The organism is Thioalkalivibrio sp. ALE28 (genome assembly GCF_000377425.1).
In the GTDB taxonomy this organism is placed as follows: Bacteria; Pseudomonadota; Gammaproteobacteria; order Ectothiorhodospirales; family Ectothiorhodospiraceae; genus Thioalkalivibrio.
This window is the reverse complement of sequence record NZ_KB898096.1, coordinates 115,611-141,248: the sequence shown is the minus strand read 5'-3', so window position 1 is coordinate 141,248 and position 25,638 is coordinate 115,611. Positions and strand designations below refer to the sequence as shown.

Genomic DNA, 25,638 nt, shown 5'->3' with positions numbered 1-25,638 from the left:
TTTTCCTTGCAACGTATTAATAGGTAATGGATTCATACAGGCCGGCGATGCGCTCGGCGGCCTCGACACAGGCGGCCGGCTCGGCGACCAGGGCCATGCGGACATGCCCGGCACCGGGGTTGTGCCCGGAGTTCGGGTCGCTGCGCGAGAGGTAGCGCCCGGGCAGCACGGTCACCCCGGCCTCGGCGTACAGGCGGCGGGCAAAGCCCTCGTCGTCGCCATCGGGAACCCGTGGCCAGAGGTAAAAGCCGGCGGCCGGTGTGGTGACGTCGAGTATGGCCTGTAGCCGTGGGACGACCGCCGCGAACTTCTGCGCGTACAGGGCGCGATTGTGCTCCACATGGGCCTCGTCCGCCCAGGCCACGCGACTGATGGCCTGGGTGGGCGGTGGCAGGGTGCAGCCATGGTAGGTACGGTACAGCGCAAAGCGGTCCAGCAGCTCGGCATCGCCCGCCACGAAGCCGGAGCGCAGCCCCGGCAAGTTCGAACGCTTGGACAGGCTGTGGAACACGATGCAGCGCTCGAAGCCGGTATTGCCCATGCGCGCCGCGGCACCCAGCAGGCCGGCGGGCGGGGTGGCCTCCGGGTGATAGATCTCGGAGTAGCACTCGTCGGCCGCAATCACGAAGTCATGGCGTTCGGCCAGACGGATCAGGTCCTGCATCGCCGCCTCGGACATGCAGGCGCCGGCCGGGTTGCCCGGGTTGCAGATGTAGACGAGCTGCACCGCATCCCAGGTGGCGGCGTCGATCGTGGAGAAGTCGGGTAGATAGCCGTTCTCCGGGGCCAGGTCGTAGAAGGCCGGTTCCGCACCGGCCAGCAGGGCCGCGCCTTCGTAGATCTGGTAGAAGGGATTTGGCATCAGCACGCGCGCCCCGGGCTTCTCGGCGACGACGGCCTGGGCGATCGCGAACAGGGCCTCGCGGGTGCCGCTGACCGGCAGCACTTGGCGCTCGGGGTTCACGGTATCGAGGTGGAACCGGCGTTGCAGCCAGGCGGCGATGGTCTCGCGCAGGGCGGGTTCACCGCGTGTGGTGGGGTAGTGGTTGTAACCCTGTACGGCGTCGCGCAGGGCGGGTTCGACGAAACCCGGAAGCGCATGGCGTGGTTCGCCGATCGACAGCGCGATGGGCTCCAGCCCCTCCGGCTGGCGCAGGTCCGTGAACAGGGCCAGCAGGCGTTCGAACGGGTAAGGCTGGAGCCGGTCGAGGCGGGGATTCATGGCGTCCGGGGATTCCTGTGCAGGGCGCGAACCGAAAGACCGCGCAGTATACCGAACCCGGCGGGGCGACGGCACCGCGATCGTTCAGTCGCGACTGCCTGGACGGGTATACCAGAACCAGCTGAGGCGGCGGGAGCGCAGGCTCCAGGGGAGCAGCAGGACCTGCAGCACCACCAGGATGTGTCGGCCGGGGTGAAACCAGTCCGCCTTGCGCCCGGAGGTCAACACGGGGGTGTCCAGGACCTCCACGCGCTGGCCGTGTGCCCGGCCCCAGCGGCGCAGGGCGCGCGACAGGAAGACCTCTTCCCCGGCGTACACAGTTTCGCTGAAGCCGCCGACGGCGGTGAAGGCCTCGCGGGTACAGAAGACGTAACAGCCGGCGGCCAGCTTCAGGCGCGCCGCCAGCGCGTTCCAGGCGCCGGCACCCCAGCGGTAGATGCGGTGATTCAGGTGGTCGAAATCTACCCGGGCACCGCCGCCGCAGACGCGGCCGCTGTCCAGTGCCTTCAGGGTGGCCTGCAGCAGGTCGCGATCCGGCCAGGTGTCGGCGTCCACGAACAGTAGGTCGTCCCCGGTGGCCGCCTCGGCGCCGGCATTGCGGGCGCGGCTGATCCTGCGTTCCGGCTCGAACACGACACGACAGCCGGCGCGCTGCGCGATCTGCGGGGTCGCGTCCGTGGAGGCGTTGTCCACCACGATGATCTCGCTGGGGCGATCGACGGCCGAGAGGGCGTCCTGAACGGCCGCCAGGGTTCGTGGCAGCCATTCGGCCTCGTTCCAGGCCGGGATGATGACCGACAGGGTGGGTGCGCGTCTCACGCAGCGGCCAGGGGAGCTCTGATCAATAGGTCGCCATGTGGGGATCGACCTCGCGTGCCCAGGCATCAATGCCGCCGGACAGGTTGATCACGTTGTTGAACCCGACCCGCTGCAGAAAGCCGCAGACTTGCTGGCTGCGGACGCCGTGGTGACAGATCACCACGATCTCGTCCTCCGGATTCAGGTCCTGGTACGCCGTCGGGATCTGGCCCATCGGGAGCAGTTGCGAGCCCTCGATGTGGCAGTGCCGGAATTCCCAGGGCTCGCGCACATCCAGCAGCTTCGGCGGGTTCTTTGCCTGCGAGAGATAGTCGTGCAATTCCCGGGGGGACATCTGGCGCATGGTGGTGAACCGTGACTGGGGAGTGACTCAGGCTGGCCTCGGGAGTGGCGCATTGCAAGAGGCGGGATGCACGCCAGGGATTGGCATGTTGCCTGTGAACCGGCCAAGCCCGGCTGTCGAATAGCAGGTGTTCCCGGGAGCGCCGCAGCCGCCCGGGGGTGGATTTCAGCCCTTGAATTTGACCAGACGACTGACCTGGATGTCGGAGATGAAGATCACGCCACTGTGCTGGTTGAAGAAGGGGGTGAAGCCCTCGAGGATCGGCTCGACCAGTTCCTCGGGTACGGCGGCGATGATCATGATCAGCACGTCGTCCTCGTTGAACATCAGATGGCCTTCGTGGAAGCCCTGGCTGCCCTTTCCCGAGAGGTTGCCCATGATGGTGTAGCCCTTGACGCCGGCCCGGTCGAGCAGATCGGTGGCAAAGGCCTGGTGTTCGCCCTCGAGAATGATCTCCAGCTTCTTGAGGGGATTCAGGTTCACGTCGTTCATGCGCGGGTCTCCTCCGCAGCCGTTGGATCGGTTTGCCCATGAGCGGCCCCGGGCAGCGGCTCTTCCAGCCACTGGCCGTCCGCGAAGCGATGGATCCGGTGGGTCTCGGGGTCGAGGATCACTACCAGGATCCATCCGTTGGTGACCAGGCTCCGGACCTTGGCGACGCCGTCGATCGCCGCCTGGGCGTGTTCAAAGGGCGCCTCGATGACCGCCAACAGGCGGATCGGGTCATGGTAGGGCCGGCCGTCGCGCAGTACGGTCTGGGCGGGGAGGCCGGTTCGCAGGTCACTGAGGTTGCCGGTGATGACACCGAGGCGGCACGCCACGTTGTGGTAGACCTTGCTGCCGCTGCCATAGTGTTCGTTGTCGACCGTGGAGAAGTAGTGCTCCATGTTGATCCACTGGGCGACCACCAGTGGGCCGGTCAGGATATTCGCGAGCAGACGCCCGCGCGGGTCGAGGCGATAGTCGTAGGAGTGCAGGAAGGTACGGCCCTCGAGGTCGCTGCCCTCGGTCAGGTGGCGGCGCCCGATGATGAAGCCCGCGTTGCGCGCCAGGCCCCATTCGGGCCGCACCTGGGTCCAGTCCACCGTGTTGCGCTGGGCCATCCGCGCGGCCTGGATGGGCTCGAGTTCCGGCCCGCCCTCCGGCGGCAGGGTCTGCAGCCGCTCCGCGGCGGTGCGGCGCCGCGCTGCCTGCAACCCGTTGCGCAGGCGCTCGAGGTAGACGAGATGACTGGCCGGGAGCAGATCCAGGTCGTGCAACTCGATCGCGTCGCTGGTCGTGTTGTGGAATGCCGGCAGGAACCAGGCATCGTCCGGGATGTGGATGCCCTCGTGCCGCAGGCGCCGGCGAACCTCCGGCTTGTTGCCCATATGCGCCAGGACGCGGGCACTGACGAGGCCGTGACTCCCGCCGCAGGCACCGCAGTCGAGGGCGGACTCGTAGGGATTGTTGTGCGACTGGCTGCCGTGCCCGGTCAGGATGATGAAGCGGGAGAAGTGTTCAGTGAGCCCGATGGAGCGCAGCGCCTGGGCGACGAAGTAGGTCTGCTCGTCGAGGGAGAAGCCGATGCGCCCGAGGCGTTCGAGCTGCATCTGCGCATACGAGCGATTGATGCGGTAGCGCTGTTGCAGGGTCTGGATAAAATCCGCCTCGGCGCGTTTGCCAAGGGCGAAAGCCTGCGCGAAGTGGGTCTGGCCCGTGTGGCGCCCCAGGGCCGCCTCGCGCAGTTCGCGGATGATCGCGTCGGTGATCGATTCGCGCTCGATGCCGAACTCCTTGTGAATCGCCTCCACGATGATGACCCGCTGCAGCGCACGAACGACCGAGTCCGCCTGTTCGCGGGTGAGCTTGTCGACCAGCAAACGGGTGGACGGCTTGTCCGATTCGATGCGGTGGCGCCAGCGATTGTAGAGCCGCGGCGCGAGGGTCTTGCCGACCATGTCGAAACCGAAGAGCAGGCCAATGGCCTCGACCGTGAAGTAGGGCGACAGGACCGAATGCTTCAGGTCGTGCAGCAGGTGTTCCGCCGAGGAATACAGATCCGTCTCCAGTTTCTCGGCGCCGGTCGTCACCTCGAGGACCAGGTTCTTCGGGGTCAGCAGTACGGGACACAGGTGATCCTCGCTACCCTTGCCCAGCGCGATGAAGCTGACCGGGACACCGAAGAATCCGGCGATCCCGTAGGTCTGGTAGTCGCCAAGCGTCTCGAGCTGGCGGCGAATGCGTTCCGAGCGCACATCGATACAAAACAGCATCTGCGCAAAGGGGCGCTTTTCGCGGGGTGGCGCGGGAGTCGGGTGAAGGCGTGACAGCAGCGCGCGGCGGTAGGTTGTCTCCATGGCCTCCAGCCAGATCATGCCCTCGCGCCGTTCGAATGCCTCCAGTTCCGACAGCACCTCGGCCAGGCATCCCGGCGAGAGCTCGCGGAAGGCATTCGGTGTGCCGGCGCGCTGTGCCAGTTCTTCGAGGGCACGTGACTGGGTCCCGGCTTCAGCCTGGCGCTTTTCGGGGATGTAAGCCCCGATGAGCCGGGCGATTTCGGCCGGCCGACCGCGCGCCACTGCGTCCTCGACGGACTCGGCCCGAGTGGGCAGCACGGCGCCGGTGAACAGTTCGTGGCGCAGGAAGGATTCCGCCGGGCGCTCGGTAATCCGGGCCTCGAGTTCGAACCGGTTGCGTGGCATCCGACGGCGCCGCGCGTGTTCGCGGACCAGGGACAGTGCCAGCACCAGGCGAATCGCCAGGAAGTCGACCAGGTCCGCTGGATATTCGCGGGCCCAGTGATAGCGAGGCGCCCGTTCGCGCCAGCGGATAAAGCCGGCCCAGCCGTGCAGATGGGTGAGTTCGCGCACGATCAGCCCGGGCCAGGACGACTCGGGGATGCCGAGTTCGTCGAGGACGAAGGCGATGATGCCCTCCGGGGTGTCGCTCTGATCCAGGATGTTCTTGATGTGCAGGCCGCGCAGGAACAGCCGCAGGTTGCGCTGTGCAAGCTGGCTCCAGGCGGCGAACAGGCCCTGTTCGCGCCCGGGCATGGGCCAGGCGGACTGGCCCTCGTCGAAGAAGTCGAGGCAGGTCTTGATCAGGAGCTCGTCCAGGGTCTCGCCGATGCGGGTGTCGTAGAGGTGGTCCAGCGCCTCGTAGAGTGGCCGCTCCGGCGGGAACGCTCGGCGCAGGATGTCCTCGATGCGTTCCACATCCACGCCGTCCCCCGCGGATGGAACACCGCCGGCGAGGATGGCCGCCACGTCCTCCGCCGCGGCCAGCACGCACGGTCGACGGGCCGGTTCGCGACACCGCGTGAGCAGGGTATGGATCAGCGCGTGGCCACCGGTGGCCTGCAGGGCTGGATAGCCACCAAGCGCCCGGTCGATCGCTGTGTCCAGCGCATCCGGGTCGATGCGGCCATCGGCGAGCAGCCACTGGTAGTCGGCGCGGGCCAGGAAGCCGCGCCCGTGGAACAGGGCCCGGCCACGCTCGATCGCCTCGGGGAAGGGGTGGTCCTCCAGCCCGTGCAACGGGTTGTGGTGGATGAAGGTGCGCATGGGCCAGAAGTTGGGGATCGGCTCGGCGGCCATGTGCACCATCGAGCGGATCTTCAGCTGGCGGCCGAGGGAAAGGGTCACAGCGCACCTCCGGTCCAGATGAGCCCGGCGCCTGTCAGGGCCACGACGAGACCGGCGAAGCCCCATGCGCGGGGGGCGGTCAGATCGGCAGCCACGGGTCCGCTGCGCGGACCGAATACCGTGCCCTGCAGCAGACGGGCCCCCGCCCAGCTCCATAGCAGCCAGATCAGCAGGATGCCAATGGCGAAGCCGACGGGCGCACTGCCCAGCAGGGTCAGCAGGGCGAAGAAGCCGGGGAACAAGGGCAGGGCCATTGCCGCGAGCGTTGCCACCACAATGATCCCCGAGAGGCGCGGCAGATCGCGTGCCAGACCGCCGTGGAGCCCCGTGTAGGCGGCTCCCAGGCGTCCGACGAGGGCTTCGTGCACCACCAGCATCAGGACCGGGGCGGTGGTCAGTGCCAGCGTCACGGCGACGAGATCAACCGGCGCGGGTGTTTGCAGGGCGTAGAGCCAGACCAGGGGCCAGGCGGATACGGCCAGCATGGCGTTCCAGCGCCCGACCTCGCGCACGGTCAGCATCCGGAAGGCGTAGAACAGCGCACTCATCACGGCCCAGGTCGCGAGAATCGGACCTGGCTCCAGTTCGCCCCAGAGGATCAGGACGACCCCGATCTGGGGCCAGAAGACGACGAGTGCGAGCCGTACCGGCAGAGGCTGGGTGCTGACGGCGAGCCGCGTGAACAGCATCGTGGCCGGGAAGAGCGGCAGGAAGAACGCGGCGAGTATCAATAGAAACACTGACATGTCAGCGCCACCTCAGCCAGATATTGAGGCGTCTGGACAGGGCCAGCAGCCGGTCCGTGACACGTTCGTGGACGTCGGCTACATAAAGCTCGCGCGACAGAAGCGAGTACAGCATCAGCCGCGCGCCGGCCGGCAGCTTGTCCATCGGGCGCTGGCGCGTCCGGCTCAGGTAGGCCCCGATCCAGCCGAGGACGAACACCACGGCCAGCAGGACGACCAGGACATCGAAGGTGAGCTTGTCGATACCCGCCGCCGAGTAGAGTGCGTCACGGAATGCGGCATCCGGATAGAGGAAGGCCTCGAAGCTGTGGCCCACGAGGACGTAGCCGATCACGATCACGGCGAAGGACAGGATGATCAGGGCCATCATGCGCAGCGGATTCTCGGTATCGAGCCGCTGGGCGGTGAAGAGCACCTGGACCCCGGTGATCCAGCCGAAGAACAACAGCACGATCGCGCCCTGTTGCTGGAAGAAGCGCTCCGCAACCCAGGCATGTGCGCCGACCAGGATCACCAGCGGCACGATCAGCGTGACCGCCCCGATGATGAACCAGGGCACGCGTGCGGGGGCCGATTTGCGCTCCACGAGGAAGTCGTAGAGAGGCTCGTTGGGAACCCCGTCATGGCGGCGCGCGGCCCCGATCACGTTGCCGGCTCCGAGGAACAGGGTGCCCTTGAACAGGCCGTGGGCGATCAGATGAAAGATCGACAGCGCGAAGGCGCCGGCACCGGTTTCCATCACCATGAAGCCCATCTGCCCCATGGTGGAGTAGCCCAGCGACTTCTTGATGTCGTTCTGCGAAAGCATCATCAGCGAGCCGATCACGGCGGTCAGCAGGCCCACGATGAAGAGCAGATGGAGGACCTCGCTACTGTGGACGAACACCGGGGCGAAGCGGTTGATGATGATGCCGCCGGCGTTGACGATCCCCGCATGCATCAGGGCCGACACGGGCGTGGGCCCCTCCATGGTGTAGGGCAGCCAGGTGTGCAGCGGGAACTGGGCCGACTTGGCGAAGGCGGCCAGCGCCACCAGGAAGGCCACCGTCCCGGTGACGGGCAGCCCCATGACGGTGCGGGCATCGGGGCTTTCGGCGATGCGGTCGAAGAGGGTGGGGAGGTCGAGTACGCCGTAGGCCTGGAACAGGATCACGGTGGCCAGCACCAGCGGCAGGTCCCCCAGACGGTAGGTGATGAACGTCCAGAAGGCGTAGCGCTGCGCGCGCGGCGGTTCGGTGTTGTGCGTAAGCAGGAAGTAGAGGACTACCCCGATCAGGTGCCAGCCGATCAGGAGGGTGATCAGGTCGCCGGCCATCACCATCAGGAGGATGGATCCGGTCATCAGGTCCAGCAGCATGAAGAAGCGGGCGTACCCGGGCTCCTCGAACATGTAGCGGATCGAGTAGACGTGCACCACCAGGCTGATCCCGGCAACGACCAGCGCCATGATGGCGCTGAGCGGGTCCAGCTGCAGGCTGCCCCAGCCGTTGGCCAGGCCCATCCACTGCGGCCCGGTGTCGCCGGTGATGTAGAGCGCCAGCTGGAACGCGGCGATCCCTACGACGATGACGTTGATCCCCACGCTCAGGCGCGTGACCCGGTGGCCCAGCCGGCCCGCAAGGAGGTGCACCAGCAGTGCTGCCAGAAAGGGCAGCAGGGCGATCAGCCACTGCAGTTCCATCATCGTCCCACCCCGCTCTTTCGGGTAACGCCCCGCGTGTTGCGGGTCGTCCACCTCCGATCGCGTCCTGCCCGAGGCCTGCACGGCGCCCAGCTTGGAAAAACGCCGGGAGCACTACCGAGGCGTCATCGAAACCCGGTTGCTACGCTAAAAGTACGGGTCGGGGGCATGATTGCGCAAACGGCGCATTCCCGGGAGCTGGCCCGTGGAAAATATAGAAGGAGATGCGTTGCGCCGCACCTGAGGGCTGGCTGTAGGGGCACGATCGAAGGCGTTCCTACGAACACAAGGAACGGAATGACTCGCGAAGCCAGCTACTAATCGGGCACGAGGAGCCCAATTGGCGTAATTCGGGTTTGTCACAGGAGTGGCACGAGCCCTGAGCCAGAACGAAAAAGGGACCAGCGACTGTAAGTCACGGATCCCTTTCTCCGAAATCTGGCGCGCCCGAAAGGATGGCGGCGACGCGGTACGTGTTGACCTCCCGGCTGCCGGCTGTGGGCTGACACGTTCCTCGCTGCGCTCGGGGTCGAACCGTATTGTTGAACGGAGGTTCGAATCCTTTGTGCTGGTCCAAACGAAAAAGGGCACCCGAATGTGGGTGCCCTCTCTCAGGAATATGGCGCGCCCGGAAGGATTCGAACCTCCGACCTGGTTCGTAGCCAGAATAAGCCTACGTAATCAAGATCGGCTAAGAGAGTTGTAAGGCGACATAAAACGTAGCACAAACTCCCCAACCATCTGGAGTAAAAGCGAAAAACGTCATAGTGGGAATGACGATAAAGACCGATCCATATCGCTCAGATGTGTCACACACAGGTAGAGCTTGGGGTTGGGTTGTCACGGAAGGTGGCACAGGAATTCGGCCTCAGATTGACCTTCTGGCTCACGCCTGATGCTTGCGGGATGCGTCAGGCTCACTTCGGCATGTCCGCGTGTCGGTTTGACCTTGGTGAGGTCACCCAGAGAGGCCTCATGGGCTCCATGCGCTATCCACAGACGACTTCGGTTTCCGGTCCCGCCCAGACGCGCGCCTCGCAGGTCGGGCAGTTCATGCGCAGACGGGGATCCGGGCGTGGCGTGGGCGGCGCGAACACCGCCGGTTTGTCGGCATCGTCGCGCATTGCGATCGTCTCGGCCGGCGCGGGGGCGCTGGCGACGGCCAGACCCTGGTGGGCCAGCATCTCCTGCACTTGGGCAAGCGATTCCGGATCGGTGGGGCATGCCGGTCGAACCAGGGCAGTTTGAACCCGGTGGCCCGCAGGTCCCCACAGGCTCGGGCGAACGGACCGTCGGGCTGGATATAGTGCGTGACCCGGCGTCCGGTCTGTTTGCCATCCGGCAGGCCGGTATCGCTCGGCACCAGACCGATCGCTTCCATCTTGCCGACCCACTCCCGGTTGTGGTGGTTCGAGCGGCTCGGTCGGCCAAAGCATTCCTGCCAGTGATGCACCATCTCGTGCACCAGCGTGGACAGCGCGACCTCCAGCGGATTCAGGGTGAAGTACCCCGGATGAACACCCAGCTCGTGGGTGATCGTGCCGTCACGGGAGATGAAGCGCTCGGCGTGGTGGTAGCCTCGCTGCCGACGGGAGCTGCGCAGCGTGATCAGGCAGGGCGGCAGTTCGTTGTCGAACAGCTGTTCGTTGAAATGATCGAAGGCCCGGTGCAGGGCGGAGTCCATCGACAGGGTGGGGGAGTCGGTCATGGTGCGTTTCCGGCATCGAGTCTTGAGTCCCGAGATTGTATCGCCCCGTGTTTGTCACAAATCCGGTCACAAACTGGGCGAGCCGAGACCTGTCCCGTCCAGGATCTGGTTCGTCCATAGGATCGTTTCACTAAATGCTTGGGAGAGAAATTGAAGGGTTATATATCAAACCCTTAATGAGGTAGTATCTTCTCAATAATCATTTCAATAGGCAGGTTCGGATGAGGAGCAAGCGAGAGGCAGCGCATCAGCGGCTCGGCCAGGCGCTTGCCAGGCTCGCCCCGGCGCGCGCAGCCGATCTTGCCCGCGAACTGGGGCTGTCGGTCCCCACCCTTCACCGACTGCTGCAGGAGACGCCCGAGCCCGTGCTTGCGGCCGGGCGGGCCCGGCGCACTCGCTACGCTCTGCGCAGAGCGCTGCGAGGCGACTTCGCGCCTACTCCCATCCGTGTGATTGATGAAGCCGGCCAGCCGCACGAGCTCACGGAGCTCTCGCCCATCCAGCCACAGGGCTGCCATGCCGATTTTGGTGGCTCGGATTGGCCTTTGGAAGATGACGACGAGACCCCCGAAGGATGGTGGGCCGGTCTGCCATACCCTTTGTACGATATGCGCCCCCAGGGCTACCTCGGGCGCCAGCTGGCGCATCGCTTGCAAGACACGCTCGGGGTGTCACCCAATCCAGATGCCTGGAGTGACGACGATATCCTCTGGGTTCTGAGTCGTGTGGGGTCCGATCTCCCGGGCAACCTGGTCGTTGGTGATGTCGCATTCAAGGGCTGGCAGAAGGCCCGCCTGGATCCCCCTCCGATTCTCGGGGCGGATGAAATCGAAGGGATGTATGTGAAGGCGGCGGAGGAGGCCATCTCGCTGGGTCTTGCGGGCTCCAGTGCTGCGGGTGAGTTCCCGAAGTTCACCGCCCTTCGGGACCTGCAGGGCAGTCATAGTCCGCACGTCATCGTGAAGTTTTCGGGTGCGGACGAGTCCGCGACCGTGCAGCGCTGGTCCGATCTGCTGGTGGCGGAGCATCTGGCTCTGGAGGCGGTCGCGGCGCTCCCCGGCGTGCAGAGTCCGCCCAGCCGAATCCTCCAGCAACAGGGTCGCACGTTCCTGGAGATCGAGCGCTTCGATCGTAACGGACTGTTCGGCCGCAGCCCGGTGGTGACGCTGGAGACCGTGAACGCGGCCTTGCTTGGCCATGCGCCTTCGGCATGGGACGCCCTCGCCCAGGGGCTCGCCGACAAGCGTCTGCTGGCGCCGGAGGCGGTTGCAGCCATCCGTCACATCACCTGGTTCGGAAGACTGATTGCCAATAACGACATGCACCTGGGCAATCTCGCCTTTCGACCGGAGGGCGGTCGGCTTGTCCTGTGCCCGGTCTACGACATGCTCCCGATGGCCTACGCGCCGCTCCCGGGTGGCGAGTTGCCGCGCGTGACGTTCGAGCCCGCCCTGCCATTGCCCCGTGAACATGGTGCGTGGGTCGCCACTTGTCACGCCGCGATCGGGTACTGGCAAACCGTGTCGGATGACACCCGCATCCGTTCCACGTTTCGCTGGATTGCATCCGAAAACGCCCTCGAGCTGCAAAGGCGCATGGCACTCGTTGTGCCCTGATCACTCGCCGGGCGGTGCCCATTGGACGCGGGCATCCATCTAACGACAATTACTCTGGCCGTCCGAGAAGACCTACAGCGTCAGATGCGCTCGGCATCCGCCGCACTCCGCATACGCTTGGAAATGCGGAGAAAGATCCGCATAATCTCCGCATATTATGCGGAGATTGGCGTGCTATATATCTGGGAGTTGACCGGTTGGCCCCACTGGCAGTGGGACGCGGAACATATCGCGCCGATGCTGGCCGCGGCCGCGCGCGAGCAGGGTCGGTTGCTCGGGCGGATGCAGGGGTTGGGTTTCGCGCTGCGCGAGGAAGCGTCGCTTCGGATGCTGTCGGAGGATATCGTGGATTCCGGCGCGATCGAGGGCGAACGGCTCCCCCTCGATCAGGTGCGCTCTTCCCTGGCACGTCGCCTCGGGCTGGAGGCCGGGGGACTGGTCGCTTCAGGGCGGGATGTCGACGGCATGGTCGAACTGATGCTGGATGCCACGAAGGCCTTTGACCGTGAACTGACAGTGGATCGACTGTTCGACTGGCACGCGGCCCTGTTTCCGACGGGACGTAGCGGAATGACGCGGATTCCGGTCGCGCGCTGGCGGGATGACGAAGAAGGGCCGATGGATGTGGTGTCGGGTCCCGCTGGCCGGGAGACGGTGCACTTCTCCGCGCCACCGGCCGAACGAATCCCGGGGGAGGTCGACGCTTTCCTCTCCTGGTTCAAGACACCTGGACCGCTGGATCCGCTATTGGTGGCGGGGCTGGCTCACCTCTGGTTCGTGACGATTCACCCGTTCGAGGATGGAAACGGGCGTATCGCGCGGGCGATCGCCGATATGGCGCTGGCACGAGCGGATGGTTCGGCGGAACGTTTCTACAGCATGTCCGGGCAGATCCTTCGGGAACGCAGCGACTATTACGCGATCCTGGAGCGGACCCAGAAACAGGAAGACCTAGATATCACCCTGTGGCTGGAATGGTTCCTGGGCTGCCTGCAGCGTTCGCTGGACAGCGCTCAGGATGCACTCGAGCACGTGCTGTTCAAGGCACAATTCTGGGAGCGGTTCGCCACCGAGCCGCTCAATGCCCGACAGATCAAGGTACTCAATCGCTTGCTGGATGGGTTCGAAGGCGGGATGACCTCTTCGCGTTGGGCCCTGATGGCCAAGTGTTCGCAGGACACGGCACAGCGGGATATTGCGGACCTGGTGGGCCGGGGCGCGTTGAAGAAGAACCCGGGCGGTGGACGCAGCACGAGTTACTCTTTGCCAGAAACGCTTGCATGACCCCGATCAGGGCGCCGATCTGTTAAGCAATGCTGTCCGCTCTCAACCACGGCATCGCGGTAAACCATTTTGATGAAGGTCCACCCGTCTCCCGCAAGAATGACGTAATCGCCGATCCCTACATGGTTATCCGTCGTCTTCAAAATCAGCTGTTGCGAGATCACGCCTAAGTTCCTGCAGACGCAGCTCAAGCGCCGCCAAAAGAGCCTCTAGCACCTGCACCTCATCTCTCGGCTGTAGCCAATCCAGCTTTTTTCCTCCACCGTGTGTAAATCCGAGAGGTAGTTCTGCCGCCCATCCTTTTACTTCTGTGTCGATCCTGCGAGTATTTGGGAGGGGGAGTGCTCGCCTGGGGAAAAGATTAGCAGTGATCTTGAATCGTACTTTCGGTTCCTCAACCTTTAGAGTGGCGGGTTCTCCCTCGGGCTTCGGTATGAATGGTCGCTCTAGGACGTAATTATCGTTCGCGGGCAGACCATCGACCGTCATTTTCTCTATCGATCTTCGGAGCTGTTTCTTGTCGCGTGCGCTCGCCGATGCAAGCTTATTCCGCAGCATTCCGACTTGCGCGGATAGCGCATTCCGAAAAGGCTCTATATGAGCGCGATCCCGGAACACGAATATGAGGGTCACGTGCACATCATCTCGCCTGATTAATGTCTCCTGTGGCTCTTCGTCGGCACTCAGGCGCATAGGCTGAATATCATGCAGAAATTGCACGGCAAGGGAGTGGGCAGTTCGACGTTCGATTGCTTCAATCCTTACTTCGATCGAATTTCGGTTTTCTCGTACATCCATGTACTTTTTCCTCCGGATTATGGGGTGGTGGTGAGATACGACTGTGTCGCTAGGATAAGAAGATTGCGGCGGACTTGTCCAATTTTTGGGATCACTGAAGTCTGTGGAAGGAATCGTCTAACGATATGGTCCGCGTTCGGCTTTGAAGTCATGAGTTCCAAGCTCAGCGAGGCGAGCTTGTCTCGTGGCAATTGGCATAGGTCCGGAAAAAGCGTAGTGAGGGATTCTGTGCGGCTTTTCCGCCTTTCAGGAACGCTACCGCTAAGCACATTGAGGCGCAGGGTTTGATCGATCGAATGTAGGGTGGACCGGTCCGCCGAGACTTGGCCGACCGTCCTGTCCTGAGCGCTGGCGATTTCGACATCCGAGCGGCCCTCCCGTAGGCTGATGGCTGTGTAAAGAAATTGCGTCAGGCGGTGCCTGGCGCTATTGCCCATGGGCGAAGGTGGGTAATAGTCGTTGGCGGCCTGAAGTTCATGGCCTGCCACTAGCGGAAAGTCACGGACGGTCCAGTCGGAATTGAGGGAATCTAGGAGGAGTGCGTCAATGACTGCAGCATGTTCAGGCTGCTTGGCGCGCGTCTTGCGCAACATGGCCTGCGATAAGGCCCCGGGGCTTCTCCCTACCAACGCTGCGAGTAATCGGTTGCTGGGCTCGGACCAGCCATGGGATACATCTGTCATCAGAGGGATGGAGTGATCGTAGTGTTCGAGGGTTGTGCAAGGATGCCCGTGACCCAACTGCCGCGAGATGTATCGATATTGTGCGCGCAGTGATAGTCGAGAGACGGTGGCCGTGGGAGAGGAGTCGCGCGGTAGATGTAGCTCGAGCCCCGGAAAATGTGAAGGTAGGATCGCGTATCCGGCGTGGGTCGCATACGAATGTCGATAGCTGTGGCAGCGAAAGGGTGGCGGTCCATCAGATTCGAACAGCTGAGCTCCGACGTGTGAGAACGTCGAATGGTAGTGCCGTTGCCAGTCTAGCGGCGTGCGATTCTGAGGGATTGGGAGCAAATCGCGTGCAGCCCTGGGTTTCGCTTCTGGCCCTGTCAGGCGGGTATACAAATCGTCCATTTCCCGTCGTTTTTCGATGTCTAAAGAGTTTGTAACAAGGCGTTTCGATGCGACGGATTTGAGTTTTTGATGGCGACGTGGATGGACCCATAAGCAAGACCGATGGGGAGTGATGAGATGGGCGTCAGTGGTTAGAGTTGTTATCTCGCCGGTGCGGAGCATATACGTAGCCTGTAGCGTTGCTGCATAGTGGATGACCCGTGGAGCGGGATTCATTCGCTCCGGCAACTGCAGTGAGGGCGCGGGAGTTAGAAACTCGAGTATCCACTCCGACTCCGGCCCTGTGATGGGATCGCCGGCGCGAGCATTGGTTATCCCAAGCTCCCCAGCGTCCGCCAGGAGTGCCTGGACTTCGCGTGGGATGTCCTCTGGGTGATCGCGGTTATGGCGCAGGACCCAAGCGACCGGTTTCATCTTCCGCAAGTCGCTGCAGACGTGAGTGAGGATCAGCTCGGTAGAGTCCCGGGGATCTTCACTCGGGTCGCTAAAAAACGCGAGTTCGACGGCGTTACTGAGTTGGGTGACATACTGATAGGTGGTAGAGGCGCGAATTTTTCGAGCACGCTTTGCGGTCGTCATGTGATGACGGATTGCCCGGGCCAGGAGCAGCGGAATAGAGCCGGCGGGCGATATTGAGGTCAGTCGGTCCGCGGCTTTGATCACGGCTTGGACGCGGTGGGGTACTTGGTCGTCGCGCCATCGACGGATGGCTATGCGCATGGAGACGAAGTCATCGAATGGACCCGCGCCCGTCCGGACCCGGGAGGGCGTGCGCCCGGCGGTTGGCAGATCTGGTTCGACCGGAGGGGTGACTCGTAGGCCCGTGATCATGGCGAGGAGTCGGTCGCTTCGTGGGCCGGTCACCTTCAGAGCTCCGCGTTCCCAAGCGGCACGATTTCCGGGAGCCGTAAGTCTGCGCGCCATGCTCGCGGTCCAGCATATCTGTTTCAGGCGGACCCCTCGCCCGAGTATTTCACGAGCGGGCGCGTGGCTGAGGAGGGCCTTGAGACCGGTATCACTCGCTAAGTGCCTGTGGTCTCCGGTCTGGGCGAGTCGAAATACGGTTGCCTGCTTCGCGGAAAGCAGCTGGACCCCCTGGATTGCATCGAGACGGGGAAGCATCAGAGCTGCGACGTGCGGCGCCCCTGGTATCCGCCGTAAATGGCCCTCATCAAGCAATCGGATGAGCATTTCGGGGTCCGTGGTGAGCCCCCAAATGACGCAGAGCAAGACCGCAGCTTGTTGGGCCTGGGGCGACTCCAACTGCTCCGGATCGCTGCTTTCGAGCAGTCCAATGAGCACCATTTCAAGCGCCCGTGTGATCCGGTATGCACGTAAGTGGTCTGGCTGGATGTTCGAGATGGGGAAATTATTCTCATCGTCATCGTCATCGTCATCGTCATCGTCATCGGCTTTGGGGCCGGGCGATGCGGACCCTGATCGACCAAGGTTCGACGTCTGAAAGAACTCCCTGACCGTAAGGTTGTCACACGTCGATCGGGTTTCCTCCAATGTGTGGCTGGTCGACACGACCTCGAGCCGAAGGTCTGTCAAGTAGCGTTCGATGAACGGCGCGAATCGCACCGCGAACGAGTAAGGTGCGTCGGGGTCGATTACATCATAGGGTTCACCGAGGTGGCGGTGTCCCATGTGCTGTTGTATGTCACAAGGCGGGGCGTCAAGTTCTTCCATCCGAGTGGCGAATAGATGACGAAGTCGCCCGATCTCTATGGGGATTTGTGTGTGTTGTTCTAGATCTCCTGCGCGTAGAAGCCGTGGGCTAAGATCGTTGGGGTCGAGGGAAAAAAACAGGGGGGATTTGCCGCTGAGTGATTGGTCGATGAAGTGTGCGGCCTGTTTTTCCCGTTCAGTGCCGAAAATCCGGAGTTCGTCTCGAATCCATTCGAGCAATGAGACCAAGTGATCGATCTGGTGGAGAACAGGTCGAGGGAGCACTGCGATTCGGTCATCACCCTTAGTGCGCTTGTCGGCGATATAGGCAATCCCGGGTGATTGATCGGAATATGCCACGATATGGCTGATCCGGAATTGGGACAAGCCGAACCCCACTCGATGGGCTGTGGCGGCTGCGAACATCAGAGCTGTATGGCGCATCAGTTCAGTTAGCCACGTAATAGCGCTCGCGAGGGTACGGCGTTTTGGACGGCTTTCCTGGACGCGTTTTTGCGTCTGATGCAATCGATCACGGAGAAAATCGATATTGATGGCCGCACGGGGAGCTCCGGTGCGGAACGCAGCATAGTTTACGTTTGTGTGAACCGTTATATCTGCAAAGTCCAGAGCGGCCGCGTACTGTTTTACGATGGTCTCATGCAAAGGGGCATAGTAGCTAAGTGGTGCCGCGGAAATAAAACCATTCGTCCCTGCAACCAGTTGGCTGGTTCGTGGGTGGCCGCAGGCTTGATAGAGAAGCACAGGGAGCGTTCTCCGGATTCGGACTTGGCTAATTCTGGGTACGGTTGAGGAGTGTTCCCGAATTCGGGATTCGAGAGCAGGTTTTCTAATTTTGTCGAGGTCGTAGTCCGACCTAAAAAATAGCGAAAAGAAGCGAGATATGTCGCTGGAGTATGGAAGCCGCAGATTGGGGTAGTGGTCTGCCTGCCACTCGACAACGCTTTCGACGTTTGGGTAGACAATTTCACTATCTCGTAGCGATGCCCAGTATGTGTCCGTGAGGTGAAGGGTTATGCCGGGGGCCGGTGTTCCGTCCAGAGGGTCTGCCTGGAACGCTTTCAGTGCGCCGATGACCGTTGACGCACAGCGCGAGGTGGTCAGCATCAGGGCGAGAACGAAGTCGATGACCCCTTCGCGGGTATGCAATCGACGTTTGAGTCCTTGGGTGAGGGCGTGGTAGAGCAGCCTAGCCTCCTCGGCGGAGAGGCTGGCGTCTGTGTCGGGTATCAAGTGCGCGCCAAAACGCAGACGACTGTCGGGGGCGGGCAACTCCTGCAGTATGTTGTCTTCCAGCCGTTCAGCAGAATGCGCCAAGTCGTTGGGTTGATCCTGTCGGGCATGGTCCGGCGTCTGCACGGCTTCGATCGAACGAAGAGCCTGTGGCTCGATGGGAGTTCTTGACGGGATGGCCTCCAGGGACTGCAAGGCAAGGGTTCGGGCAGGATTCTTTTGGAAACTCAACGTATCGGCCAAGATGTTGGCATCGGCTCGCGGAATCGCACCGTGTGCTGCGAGTGCAGCGTGGAGTTTGCGAGTAGTGGATGTAGATTCCTTGGTAGCGGATATGTGTGCTGCCAGACGCTTGATGAACTGCGGGACGCCGCGCTGTTCCGGTGATGCACCATAGGTGTAGAGCGCTGATAGGAGCCAGCATCTCAGGGCATCCACGTCGCGATGTTGAGCGTCGTGATCATGGAGAGCAGAGAATATGTTCCCCGATGTACCCAGACCGTAGTAGGGCCGGTGCGGATCATGAGCGACGTAGTGCTCATGGAGTTGACGAATTTCATCGCACAAACAGGTCAATAGGTGCGTGTGTTCGACCGTGAAACGATGCCCGTATTGCTGGAGTATGCGCTCGATGGTTCGAGCGACAATCGCCCCGTGAGCGACTTGCCCGGTGGCGGTGGCTGGGATTGGGAAGAGTACATACCCGGCCAACTGGGCCCTGCCGTCGATGTGCTCGGGGGGCGATTCGATGGCTCGGTACTGAGCCCACGGGTCTGGAGACGAAATCAACGGGACCCTCCCGGGATGGTGTGATTGCCTCCTGTGCCGGGTAGGTACGCCCCAAGATAGGCTCGATGAGTGAGTGGCCTAAAGTCGCTGCTAGGAAAAGGCGCGTCCATGCGTCCTCTCTGTTACGGGATGGCTTGGGGCACGATGATATCGAGCCTTCGGGATTCCATGCATTGCTCACTGGCGGACGTTAGCGGATCGGGACTTGGATGTCACATGTCGTTTTAGGCGCGGGAGTGGAATGAGATTTCGAAGGCTGGAGCGCGTCGTGCGCAAGCGGAACGACCATCGGTTCATGCCTCGGTGCTTCGATCATTCCCTCGGCATTTTCGGAGTGCAATTTGCTGTTGGGGAGGAGTAAGTTTCAGGTCTCGCGTGGTCATATACTCGTTATTGGAAATAAACCGGGACGTTCATGCTGCCAGGCCTTGAGGGTTTCCACCGGTGTCCGATGCCCAAGCGCCTTCTACCCGATGTGATGGTTGTACAGCCTCTGGTAGTGCCGCAGGGGGTCGTCCAGGTGCAGACCGAAGTCGATAGTGGCGGGTGCGCAGCAGGTCGGCGGTGCGCCCGTTGGAGCGTTCGGCCATACCGTTGGTCTGGGGCCGTTTGGGCCGGATCATCAGAGTGGTATGCAGTCGCTTCGGGCAATGGGACCGGCTTCCACGTCCCGGCGGTAGCGCCGCTTACGCTCGGTTATGCGGGTAATCCCGTAGCCCCGGGCCAGTTCGGGATCGTTCACGCTCGGCCGCGCTTCTGCAGCGCTCGCTGGATCTGGGGTGTGGTGCACGCGTTCGAATGGATCGTACTCGCCATGCTATTCGTCCTGCGTGGGGCCACCGTACACGGTATTCAGCTACTCCCGGGCACGAAACAGGGGAACCTGCTCGTGCGATATTGAATCATCCGTTACCTAACACCTAGGGAGACGCTGATTTAATCGTGCGTCCGCGCTCGAGTCGCTTTTGCGTCCGTTTAATGCGCGGTGACTGCCGTGCAGTCACTCTGCACAAGGGAACTGCAATGCCGAGCGCGCGCCCGTTTTTGATCAACAACGGGCGGCCGAGCACCCGCTTTCAATAGCTTGTGGGGCTGGTGCCCCCTGTTCCCCGATCCTGCGTTGCGCCGCTTGCGGGTAGAACCACTACCCGCTGCACGACGCGCCTTGTCTCGGAACGCTTTGTCTCGAAGAACCGGGGGGCACCAACGCGGACGCGCGATTCAATCAGCGTCTCCTTAAATACGCGTCTGCGTAAGAGAAGTTCTACGAGTGTGTTCGATTTGGATCGGAGTCGTGAAGCGGAAACCTCAGCAACGCGAAACCAGGCCATTATGAAAAGAATTGTTTCCGATACGGTTCCACTTTCGCTGGACCGCAAGGCGAGTGAGTGTGAGATTGAGACCTCTTGCGCTGGGGAGGTTTCGCAGATGTTCAAACGAGGTTTTTGGTCGAATGGTGATCGTGACGTGAGCGCCGATCAGGACGATGAATTTCTGGCAATGAGTCAGGTGAGTGGCGGGGTTCCCGCGCTGACCGCGGACGGCGAGGCGCTTGCCCGCCAGCAGCTCCCCCGCAATTGTACGGTGGTCGGGGAGGGTACCGTTTTTCGCGGGATCCAGGAGGTTACCGGCGAGCTGTTCGTTTGTGGCGTGGTGGAGGGCAACATCCGTTGCGATTCGCTGCTGACGATCGAGGCATCTGGTCGGGCGGAGGGCGAATTGGTGGCATCCGAGATCCGGATCGAAGGTCGCTGCGACGGAACCGTGGAGTGTGGGCGTTTCACGGTCGGATCGTCGGGCGTATTCACCGGTACGGTCATCGCGGACACGCTGGTGATCGAGAACGGTGGCACGTTCGAGGGCGACAGCAAGCGGCGCACGCCGGATAACGTCACGCAATTGAAGCAAAGCGCCGAGCGCCAGCGCAGCAAGAGCTGAGTGACCCGTGGCGAGGTACCGTCCATCCCGGATTGCGGTTCGTTCACTCCGGAGACGTTCGGTCGGGATCATGCCAAGCAACCCAAGGGCCGTTCTGGAGCGCGGTCATGTTGTTTTTCTGCGTCCCATGCGTGGAACGACGTCGGGGCGTGCCGTGCGATGACTAGGCGAGATATGGCGCCAGCGCGTAACGGATCTGAAATACGATGACGGTGCAGCTTGAATTCCAGCTTCTGGGTGAGCTTGCGGTTCGTGTCGACGGCGTGGACTTGGCGCAGGAAATCGGTCCGGTCAAGACACGGCTTCTGCTTGGCTGGATCTGCACCGCGCCGCGCGAGGGTTTGCCTCGCGACGATCTGGCAGTAAGTCTGTGGCCGCGTGCCGGGCGGAATCATGCGCTGTCCTCGCTGGGCCAGTCGCTCACGTTACTCAAGCGAGTGCTAACGGATGCCGCCTTCGAGGTTGGATCCGAGCATATCCGGCTTCGGCGTGACCGGTACGTCCAAGTCGATGTCGATCGATTCGCGCGTTTTGTTTGTTCGGGTAACCCGGATGCGGAAGCTCTGTGCGAGGCGGTATCCCTTTATCGCGGCCCGTTCCTCAGCGACCTGCCCGCACCCCGCGAGCCGGAATTGCGCGATGGACTGGTGCGCTTGCGTGATCGATACCGGGAACAGGCGCTCCAGATGGCCTTGCGTGCGAGCCGGGTCCTGGAAGCAGAAGGGGCGCTGGCGCGCGCGCTGGAGCTTGCGCAGCGCGCGACCGAGATTGATCCCGATGCCGAGTCGGCGTGGCGGCGCCTTATAAAAGTGCGCCTCGCCCGCTCGGAAGAGGCGTTGGCCTTGCTGGATGCCTCGAAATACTCGGAGCGGATGCAGGCGCGACCGGGAGGTTCGGCGAGCGCGGCCGTCCGGCGTCTGTTGAGTCTCTGCTCTGGCTGCGATGCCGCAAAGGCGTCGGATCGAAACGAAGGAGACGCAATCGCCGCCGAAGGCATGGCCGCGGTTGATGGAGCTGCCTTCGGGAAGGCCGGCGGTTGGTCTAGTCGATGGCCGGTTACCGTGGTACACGTCGACCTCAGCGACACGACATCGCATTCCTTCGACGAGCAGTCGCGGCGAGAGATGATTGGGGTGCTTGGTGACCGGTACGGCGCCTATCCGGTGATCGGTGAACGGGCGTCCTCGGCGACCTTGTTGTTCGGGTATCCGAGGGCTAACGCCGAGGCGCTGGGAGAGGCCTTGCATGCAGCCCGTGAGTTGGATGACTGGCTGCCGCACTCCGGTATCGGGGTGGAACACGGGCAAGTGACGCTTCAGTCGTTCGCGGCAACGGAGGTCGAGGGGCTGGCGGCCATGGTCGCGCGTGGTCTGGCGCACGAGGCGGGTCCAGGCGAGGTGTTGGTGGGGCCGCGTGTCGCGGGGGATCAGTTTCGCGCCTTTGAGATGACGCTGGTGGAGGTCGAGCCCGCGGTCGGGGTGTCTTCGGTTCCGGGTGCGCGCCTCACGCGGCTTGGCGCGCCCCGGCGGGGGTTGGTGGCTCATGCGGCGATATACCCCCTGGTGGGTCGGGAACGCGAGTTCCGACAACTGCGGGGCTATGCGCGAGGCGTCGAGCCCCTCGGAGGTGCCATGCTGGTAGAAGGGCCTCGCGGTGCCGGCAAGACGCGCTTGTTGACGGAGCTCTGGAACCAGATGGACGGGCATGCCGGCGACTGGTTCGAGCTTCGCGGTGAGCCGGGTGCCGGCAATCTGCCCTTCCACCCGTTTGTGACGGCGATACGGCAGCAGGCGGCGATCGACGAGGATGCCGACTGGTCGGAGGTGCTAGGGCGACTGCGGATCTGGCTACGGCGGCAAATGGGGGCCAAGGTGTACGTGCCAAATTCGGATCTGGCGCTAGTCGCTGATCTGTTCGAACCATCCGGGGAGCCCAGCGACAATCTGCCCCGGAACCTGTCGCCCAGGGAACGCCTCGAGCATGCCGCGAAAACCTTGCTGGACCTGTTTCTGTATCGCGGCGGGGTGATCGTCGTGGAGGATGTCGAGCGAGTGGACGCGCAGACGATGCAGTGGTTGGCACGGCTGGCCTCCCGACTGCGAGGGCAACCGCCGCGCCTGATCCTGACGACCGCGCGCAAGGAAGACATCGATCCGGAGCTTCTGGCGTCCTGTCACCCACTTCAGTTGCCCGAGCTCACCCTTGGCCAGATGGAAGACATCCTGCCCTGGATCGCCGAGGAGTGGGGCGACCCGGGCCGTAATGTCCGGCGTTGCCTGGATCTGGCCGGCGGGAGCCCGTTGATTCTTGAACAGCTGGCCTTGTCGAATCCCCCCGGGGAGTTGTCGACGCGCTTGACCATTCCGCCTGGCGTACATGACTTGCTGGCCGAACACGTCGATGGCGTAGGGGACGCGTTTTCGACGGCCGTTGTGTTAGCGCAGATTGAGGGCTTCGCGACCCTGGACGAGCTTCGCGAGCAGGCGGATTGCGACCAAGCCGGTGTCGAGGGAGTCCTGGCGCACCTCGCGCGGCTGATGGAGATGGGGATTGTGCGCGAGACCGTGCGCCTGGGTGTGACGCGTTATGCGTTCACGCGTGAACTGTACCGCGTGGTTTTGCTTGAGGCACACGCTCAGCATTCGCAGCAGGCTGCTGCCCGGGTGGCTGGCTAGCCGATTTCGAGCGACCGGCTCGTCATGCTCGTCATGGTCCGGGTACCCCGGTATGGAAGGGCGAGACGCCGGTCTGCCCAGGCGGACGGTCGTGTTGCCACACTCCGAATCCTTCGGAATCGAGCGATCAGGACCTCGAGCCGCTGCATGTCGCGTCGGGTTTGGCGAAACACGGGGTACGAGCGCGTGTATGGACGCATGTATGGGTCTGGGTCCGTTTCCCGATTAGCAACGAGCGTCATCCCGGCTGTAGCGCAGCGAAGAGCCGGGTTCGCCACACGCTGGTCCAGCCCCAACGCACGGGTGCTCCATACCGTGGAGATCCCGGATAACCGTTGCGCAGTTTCCGGGATGACGGAGCCGCGGGAGGCTGGCGCCCCGGGCCCGCACGGCCTTGAGCACGGCTCACGCTCGCTGCTGATCAGGATCCGTTTTTTCTATGAGCACGGCGGGGTAGTGTTCAAGTGTGGCTGATGATGACTGCGAATCGGTTCCGTGTTTACCTAGCGCTTTTGCTACCGCTGGTAATGCTGAGTGGCTGCCTGGCAACGACGGACCACCAGCCCGGGGAATCGGCCTCCGCGGAGCGATCCGATTCGCTGATCTTGGCGGAAGAAGATTGGCGAGCCCTGGACATCATGATCCTCGCCCGAACCACCCGCGACATCGATTACAGCAGGCAGAGGCCCGCCCCGTTTCGTCGGGATATCGAGGGCAACCTGGTGAGGAACACTCCCCGGGACGGAGAGGAATGGCTCGAATACTGTGATTTGTATCTGCATGATCTAACGGATCTTCCTGCGCATGTTTCGCGTTCCGGTGGCGCCGATCCATACGTACTTCATGAAGTATTCGACCAATGGGGTCGTACGCATCCCCCACTGGCCGTTCGTTCGGTCTATCGGGCCAATGGGGTCAACCATCTTGATAGCGCCGTCTTTGAGGCCCTGGACGATTTTTTGAATCCGAAAGATCGGGAGGTCCGGCTGCGACATGATTGCAGTGGCACCCAATCCGAATTGATGGTGGCTCCCCGCTATCTGTACGAACCGATTCTGGAACTCCCCGCGTACAAGAGATCGGCGCGATACGAAATTCTGGCCTCCTGGTCCTTCTCGAGGCTGCGCGATGCCTCGATGGCCATCGACGAGCGCCGCGCGGATCGTGTCGCTCGGGCTGAGGCCCGCTCGGCGCGTTACACCCTGCTGGCTGCGGAAAATGCCCGCGAGACCGTAGGTTCGCTGTTCTTCTCCTGGAACCAGCGGCACAAGAGCTTCGCCGCGGATGATCGGCGTCGGACCGGCGATGGCTTCTATCGCCAGAACGTGTGCGCGCTGTCCACGAGCGGGCATGATGCAATGGCGGTCCGGGGCTATCGCAGCCTGGGCGAGGATATGCTCAGCGAAGCCCTGGCGAGCGAATTTTCTGAGTGGGAGCGGTATTCGCCTGCGCATCTGCTGCTTGAGCCAGAAGACATCATGGGGTTCGAGAGGGTGTATGACTCGCTGGATGACCTTTACAAGGACGCGGATGCGCAACTCGCGGCACTCCGCGAGAGGGGCTGGCGGAGCGAGGGGTCCTGCAACATCTTTGTGGGCTTTTCAGCCGATATCGTGAAACTCCAGACGGCGCTGGAACAGCGTGGTCACTATCGTGAGATCCCCCGGCCAGAAGTCCACTTGGGGCAGCTGGTCGAAGTGGAGGAACTGTGGGAGCGGTATGCGACCCGGTCAGGCTACGAATCCTATGCGGAGCTCGAGTTCGTCCTGGACTGGCCCGAGGAGATCTCGCATGGGCAGCTGGCGATTTTGCGAGATCGCGGGTACAACCGAGAACCCGCCTACTCGCAGCTGCGGGAAGAAATCCTCCAATCCGGCTATTTGACGGAGGCGGACCTGTCGGTGGCGGGCGCGATCCAGTACCTCAAGGATCGCGACGAAGCTCGGGACCAGGGGGTCACGGTGTTACAGGCGCGAGAACAGCGGCGCCTGGAAGCGCAACGCCGAGCGGAGCAGGAGGCCCGCCGAAGGGAGGCGGCGCAGACGCGACTGCAACGCGAGTATCCGTTCTATGCCGTTTTGTCATGTGGGTTGCAGGGGGCGCACACGGCGATTGCGGCATGTTTCAACGGAGGGCGGATGGCGTCCACGACCACGCTCGAGCTCGAGAATGGTGACGATTACCGGATGTATGCCGTTCATGAATTGAATCGGGCGGGAAGAGAAGGCCGTGCCGGGCTGAATATCCCCTTGCGCGAGACGTTTCGTATTCAGGCGCAAAACAGCAGCCCCAGCCTGCTGCTCACGCTTACGGTATACGAGCGCGCCACTGGCAACACGGTCTTCCGGCGTTCCGCGCAGCAGTATGGCGTGCTTTCCGTGCGCAACGAATGACA

The 25,638-nt window shown here is 62.7% G+C and carries 14 protein-coding genes and 1 pseudogene; 5 read left to right on the top strand and 10 right to left on the bottom strand.

Going from position 1 to position 25,638, the window contains the following annotated elements:
* Positions 1–16 precede the first annotated feature (16 nt).
* From dapC to D105_RS14150, 8 genes and pseudogenes are all read right to left on the bottom strand, one after another.
* Positions 17–1,222: a succinyldiaminopimelate transaminase gene (gene dapC, locus D105_RS0105715; RefSeq protein WP_018877807.1), complete on the bottom strand. Its 1,206-nt coding sequence runs from the start codon at positions 1,220–1,222 to the stop codon at positions 17–19.
* A gap of 84 nt (positions 1,223–1,306) precedes the next feature.
* On the bottom strand, positions 1,307–2,041 hold the full coding sequence (locus D105_RS0105710) for a glycosyltransferase (RefSeq protein WP_018877806.1): 735 nt from the start codon (positions 2,039–2,041) through the stop codon (positions 1,307–1,309).
* 22 nt (positions 2,042–2,063) lie between these two features.
* Positions 2,064–2,384: a rhodanese-like domain-containing protein gene (locus D105_RS0105705; protein ID WP_018877805.1), complete on the bottom strand. Its 321-nt coding sequence runs from the start codon at positions 2,382–2,384 to the stop codon at positions 2,064–2,066.
* Between the two features lie 165 nt (positions 2,385–2,549).
* Positions 2,550–2,876: a P-II family nitrogen regulator gene (locus D105_RS0105700; protein WP_018867364.1), complete on the bottom strand. Its 327-nt coding sequence runs from the start codon at positions 2,874–2,876 to the stop codon at positions 2,550–2,552.
* Entirely contained in the window at positions 2,873–6,010 is a 3,138-nt protein-coding gene (locus tag D105_RS0105695; RefSeq protein ID WP_018877804.1) for a DUF2309 domain-containing protein, read from the bottom strand. Before D105_RS0105695 ends, D105_RS0105700 begins: the two co-directional genes overlap by 4 nt.
* A complete protein-coding gene (locus D105_RS0105690) occupies positions 6,007–6,756 on the bottom strand; it encodes a hypothetical protein (RefSeq protein ID WP_026280431.1) in 750 nt (249 codons plus the stop codon). Before D105_RS0105690 ends, D105_RS0105695 begins: the two co-directional genes overlap by 4 nt.
* Before the next feature lies 1 nt (position 6,757).
* On the bottom strand, positions 6,758–8,440 hold the full coding sequence (locus tag D105_RS0105685) for an NADH-quinone oxidoreductase subunit L (RefSeq protein WP_018877802.1): 1,683 nt from the start codon (positions 8,438–8,440) through the stop codon (positions 6,758–6,760).
* A gap of 986 nt (positions 8,441–9,426) precedes the next feature.
* A pseudogene (locus tag D105_RS14150) lies at positions 9,427–10,145 on the bottom strand (SprT-like domain-containing protein).
* 221 nt (positions 10,146–10,366) lie between these two features.
* On the opposite strand from D105_RS14150, the gene yjjJ reads away from it, so the two are divergent.
* Positions 10,367–11,761, top strand: a complete 1,395-nt coding sequence (gene yjjJ, locus D105_RS14145; protein ID WP_081619280.1) for a type II toxin-antitoxin system HipA family toxin YjjJ — start codon at positions 10,367–10,369, stop codon at positions 11,759–11,761.
* 171 nt (positions 11,762–11,932) lie between these two features.
* The gene (locus D105_RS0105655; RefSeq protein ID WP_018877799.1) at positions 11,933–13,045 is read left to right on the top strand and encodes a Fic family protein; all 1,113 of its coding nucleotides are present in this window, start codon (positions 11,933–11,935) and stop codon (positions 13,043–13,045) included.
* A gap of 126 nt (positions 13,046–13,171) precedes the next feature.
* On the opposite strand, the gene D105_RS15060 is transcribed toward D105_RS0105655, so the two are convergent.
* Together D105_RS15060 and D105_RS15185 are read right to left on the bottom strand one after the other, a co-directional pair.
* Positions 13,172–13,843 carry a hypothetical protein gene (locus D105_RS15060; protein WP_155987697.1) on the bottom strand — a complete coding sequence of 224 codons (672 nt, stop codon included), beginning with the start codon at positions 13,841–13,843 and terminating at the stop codon, positions 13,172–13,174.
* A gap of 17 nt (positions 13,844–13,860) precedes the next feature.
* Positions 13,861–18,552 carry a hypothetical protein gene (locus D105_RS15185; RefSeq protein WP_196801062.1) on the bottom strand — a complete coding sequence of 1,564 codons (4,692 nt, stop codon included), beginning with the start codon at positions 18,550–18,552 and terminating at the stop codon, positions 13,861–13,863.
* 1,506 nt (positions 18,553–20,058) lie between these two features.
* Between D105_RS15185 and D105_RS0105640 the strand changes: the two genes are divergently transcribed.
* The 3 genes from D105_RS0105640 to D105_RS0105620 all read left to right on the top strand — a co-directional run bounded on the left by D105_RS0105640 (position 20,059) and on the right by D105_RS0105620 (position 25,636).
* Complete coding sequence (locus D105_RS0105640) at positions 20,059–20,568, top strand: polymer-forming cytoskeletal protein (RefSeq protein WP_081619278.1); 510 nt, start codon at positions 20,059–20,061, stop codon at positions 20,566–20,568.
* 206 nt (positions 20,569–20,774) lie between these two features.
* Positions 20,775–23,243 (top strand): AAA family ATPase, encoded by a 2,469-nt coding sequence (locus D105_RS0105635; RefSeq protein ID WP_018877796.1) that lies wholly within the window; start codon positions 20,775–20,777, stop codon positions 23,241–23,243.
* Positions 23,244–23,848: 605 nt separating this feature from the next.
* Complete coding sequence (locus D105_RS0105620) at positions 23,849–25,636, top strand: hypothetical protein (RefSeq protein ID WP_231366844.1); 1,788 nt, start codon at positions 23,849–23,851, stop codon at positions 25,634–25,636.
* Positions 25,637–25,638 lie beyond the last annotated feature (2 nt).

Coding starts and splice junctions, on each gene's coding strand:
- dapC (WP_018877807.1), bottom strand. CDS start 1,222: ATGAATCCCCGCCTCGACCGGCTCCAGCCTTACCCGTTCGAACGCCTG.
- D105_RS0105705 (WP_018877805.1), bottom strand. CDS start 2,384: ATGCGCCAGATGTCCCCCCGGGAATTGCACGACTATCTCTCGCAGGCA.
- D105_RS0105700 (WP_018867364.1), bottom strand. CDS start 2,876: ATGAACGACGTGAACCTGAATCCCCTCAAGAAGCTGGAGATCATTCTC.
- D105_RS0105690 (WP_026280431.1), bottom strand. CDS start 6,756: ATGTCAGTGTTTCTATTGATACTCGCCGCGTTCTTCCTGCCGCTCTTC.
- D105_RS0105685 (WP_018877802.1), bottom strand. CDS start 8,440: ATGATGGAACTGCAGTGGCTGATCGCCCTGCTGCCCTTTCTGGCAGCA.
- yjjJ (WP_081619280.1), top strand. CDS start 10,367: ATGAGGAGCAAGCGAGAGGCAGCGCATCAGCGGCTCGGCCAGGCGCTT.
- D105_RS15060 (WP_155987697.1), bottom strand. CDS start 13,843: ATGGATGTACGAGAAAACCGAAATTCGATCGAAGTAAGGATTGAAGCA.
- D105_RS0105640 (WP_081619278.1), top strand. CDS start 20,059: ATGTTCAAACGAGGTTTTTGGTCGAATGGTGATCGTGACGTGAGCGCC.
- D105_RS0105635 (WP_018877796.1), top strand. CDS start 20,775: ATGACGGTGCAGCTTGAATTCCAGCTTCTGGGTGAGCTTGCGGTTCGT.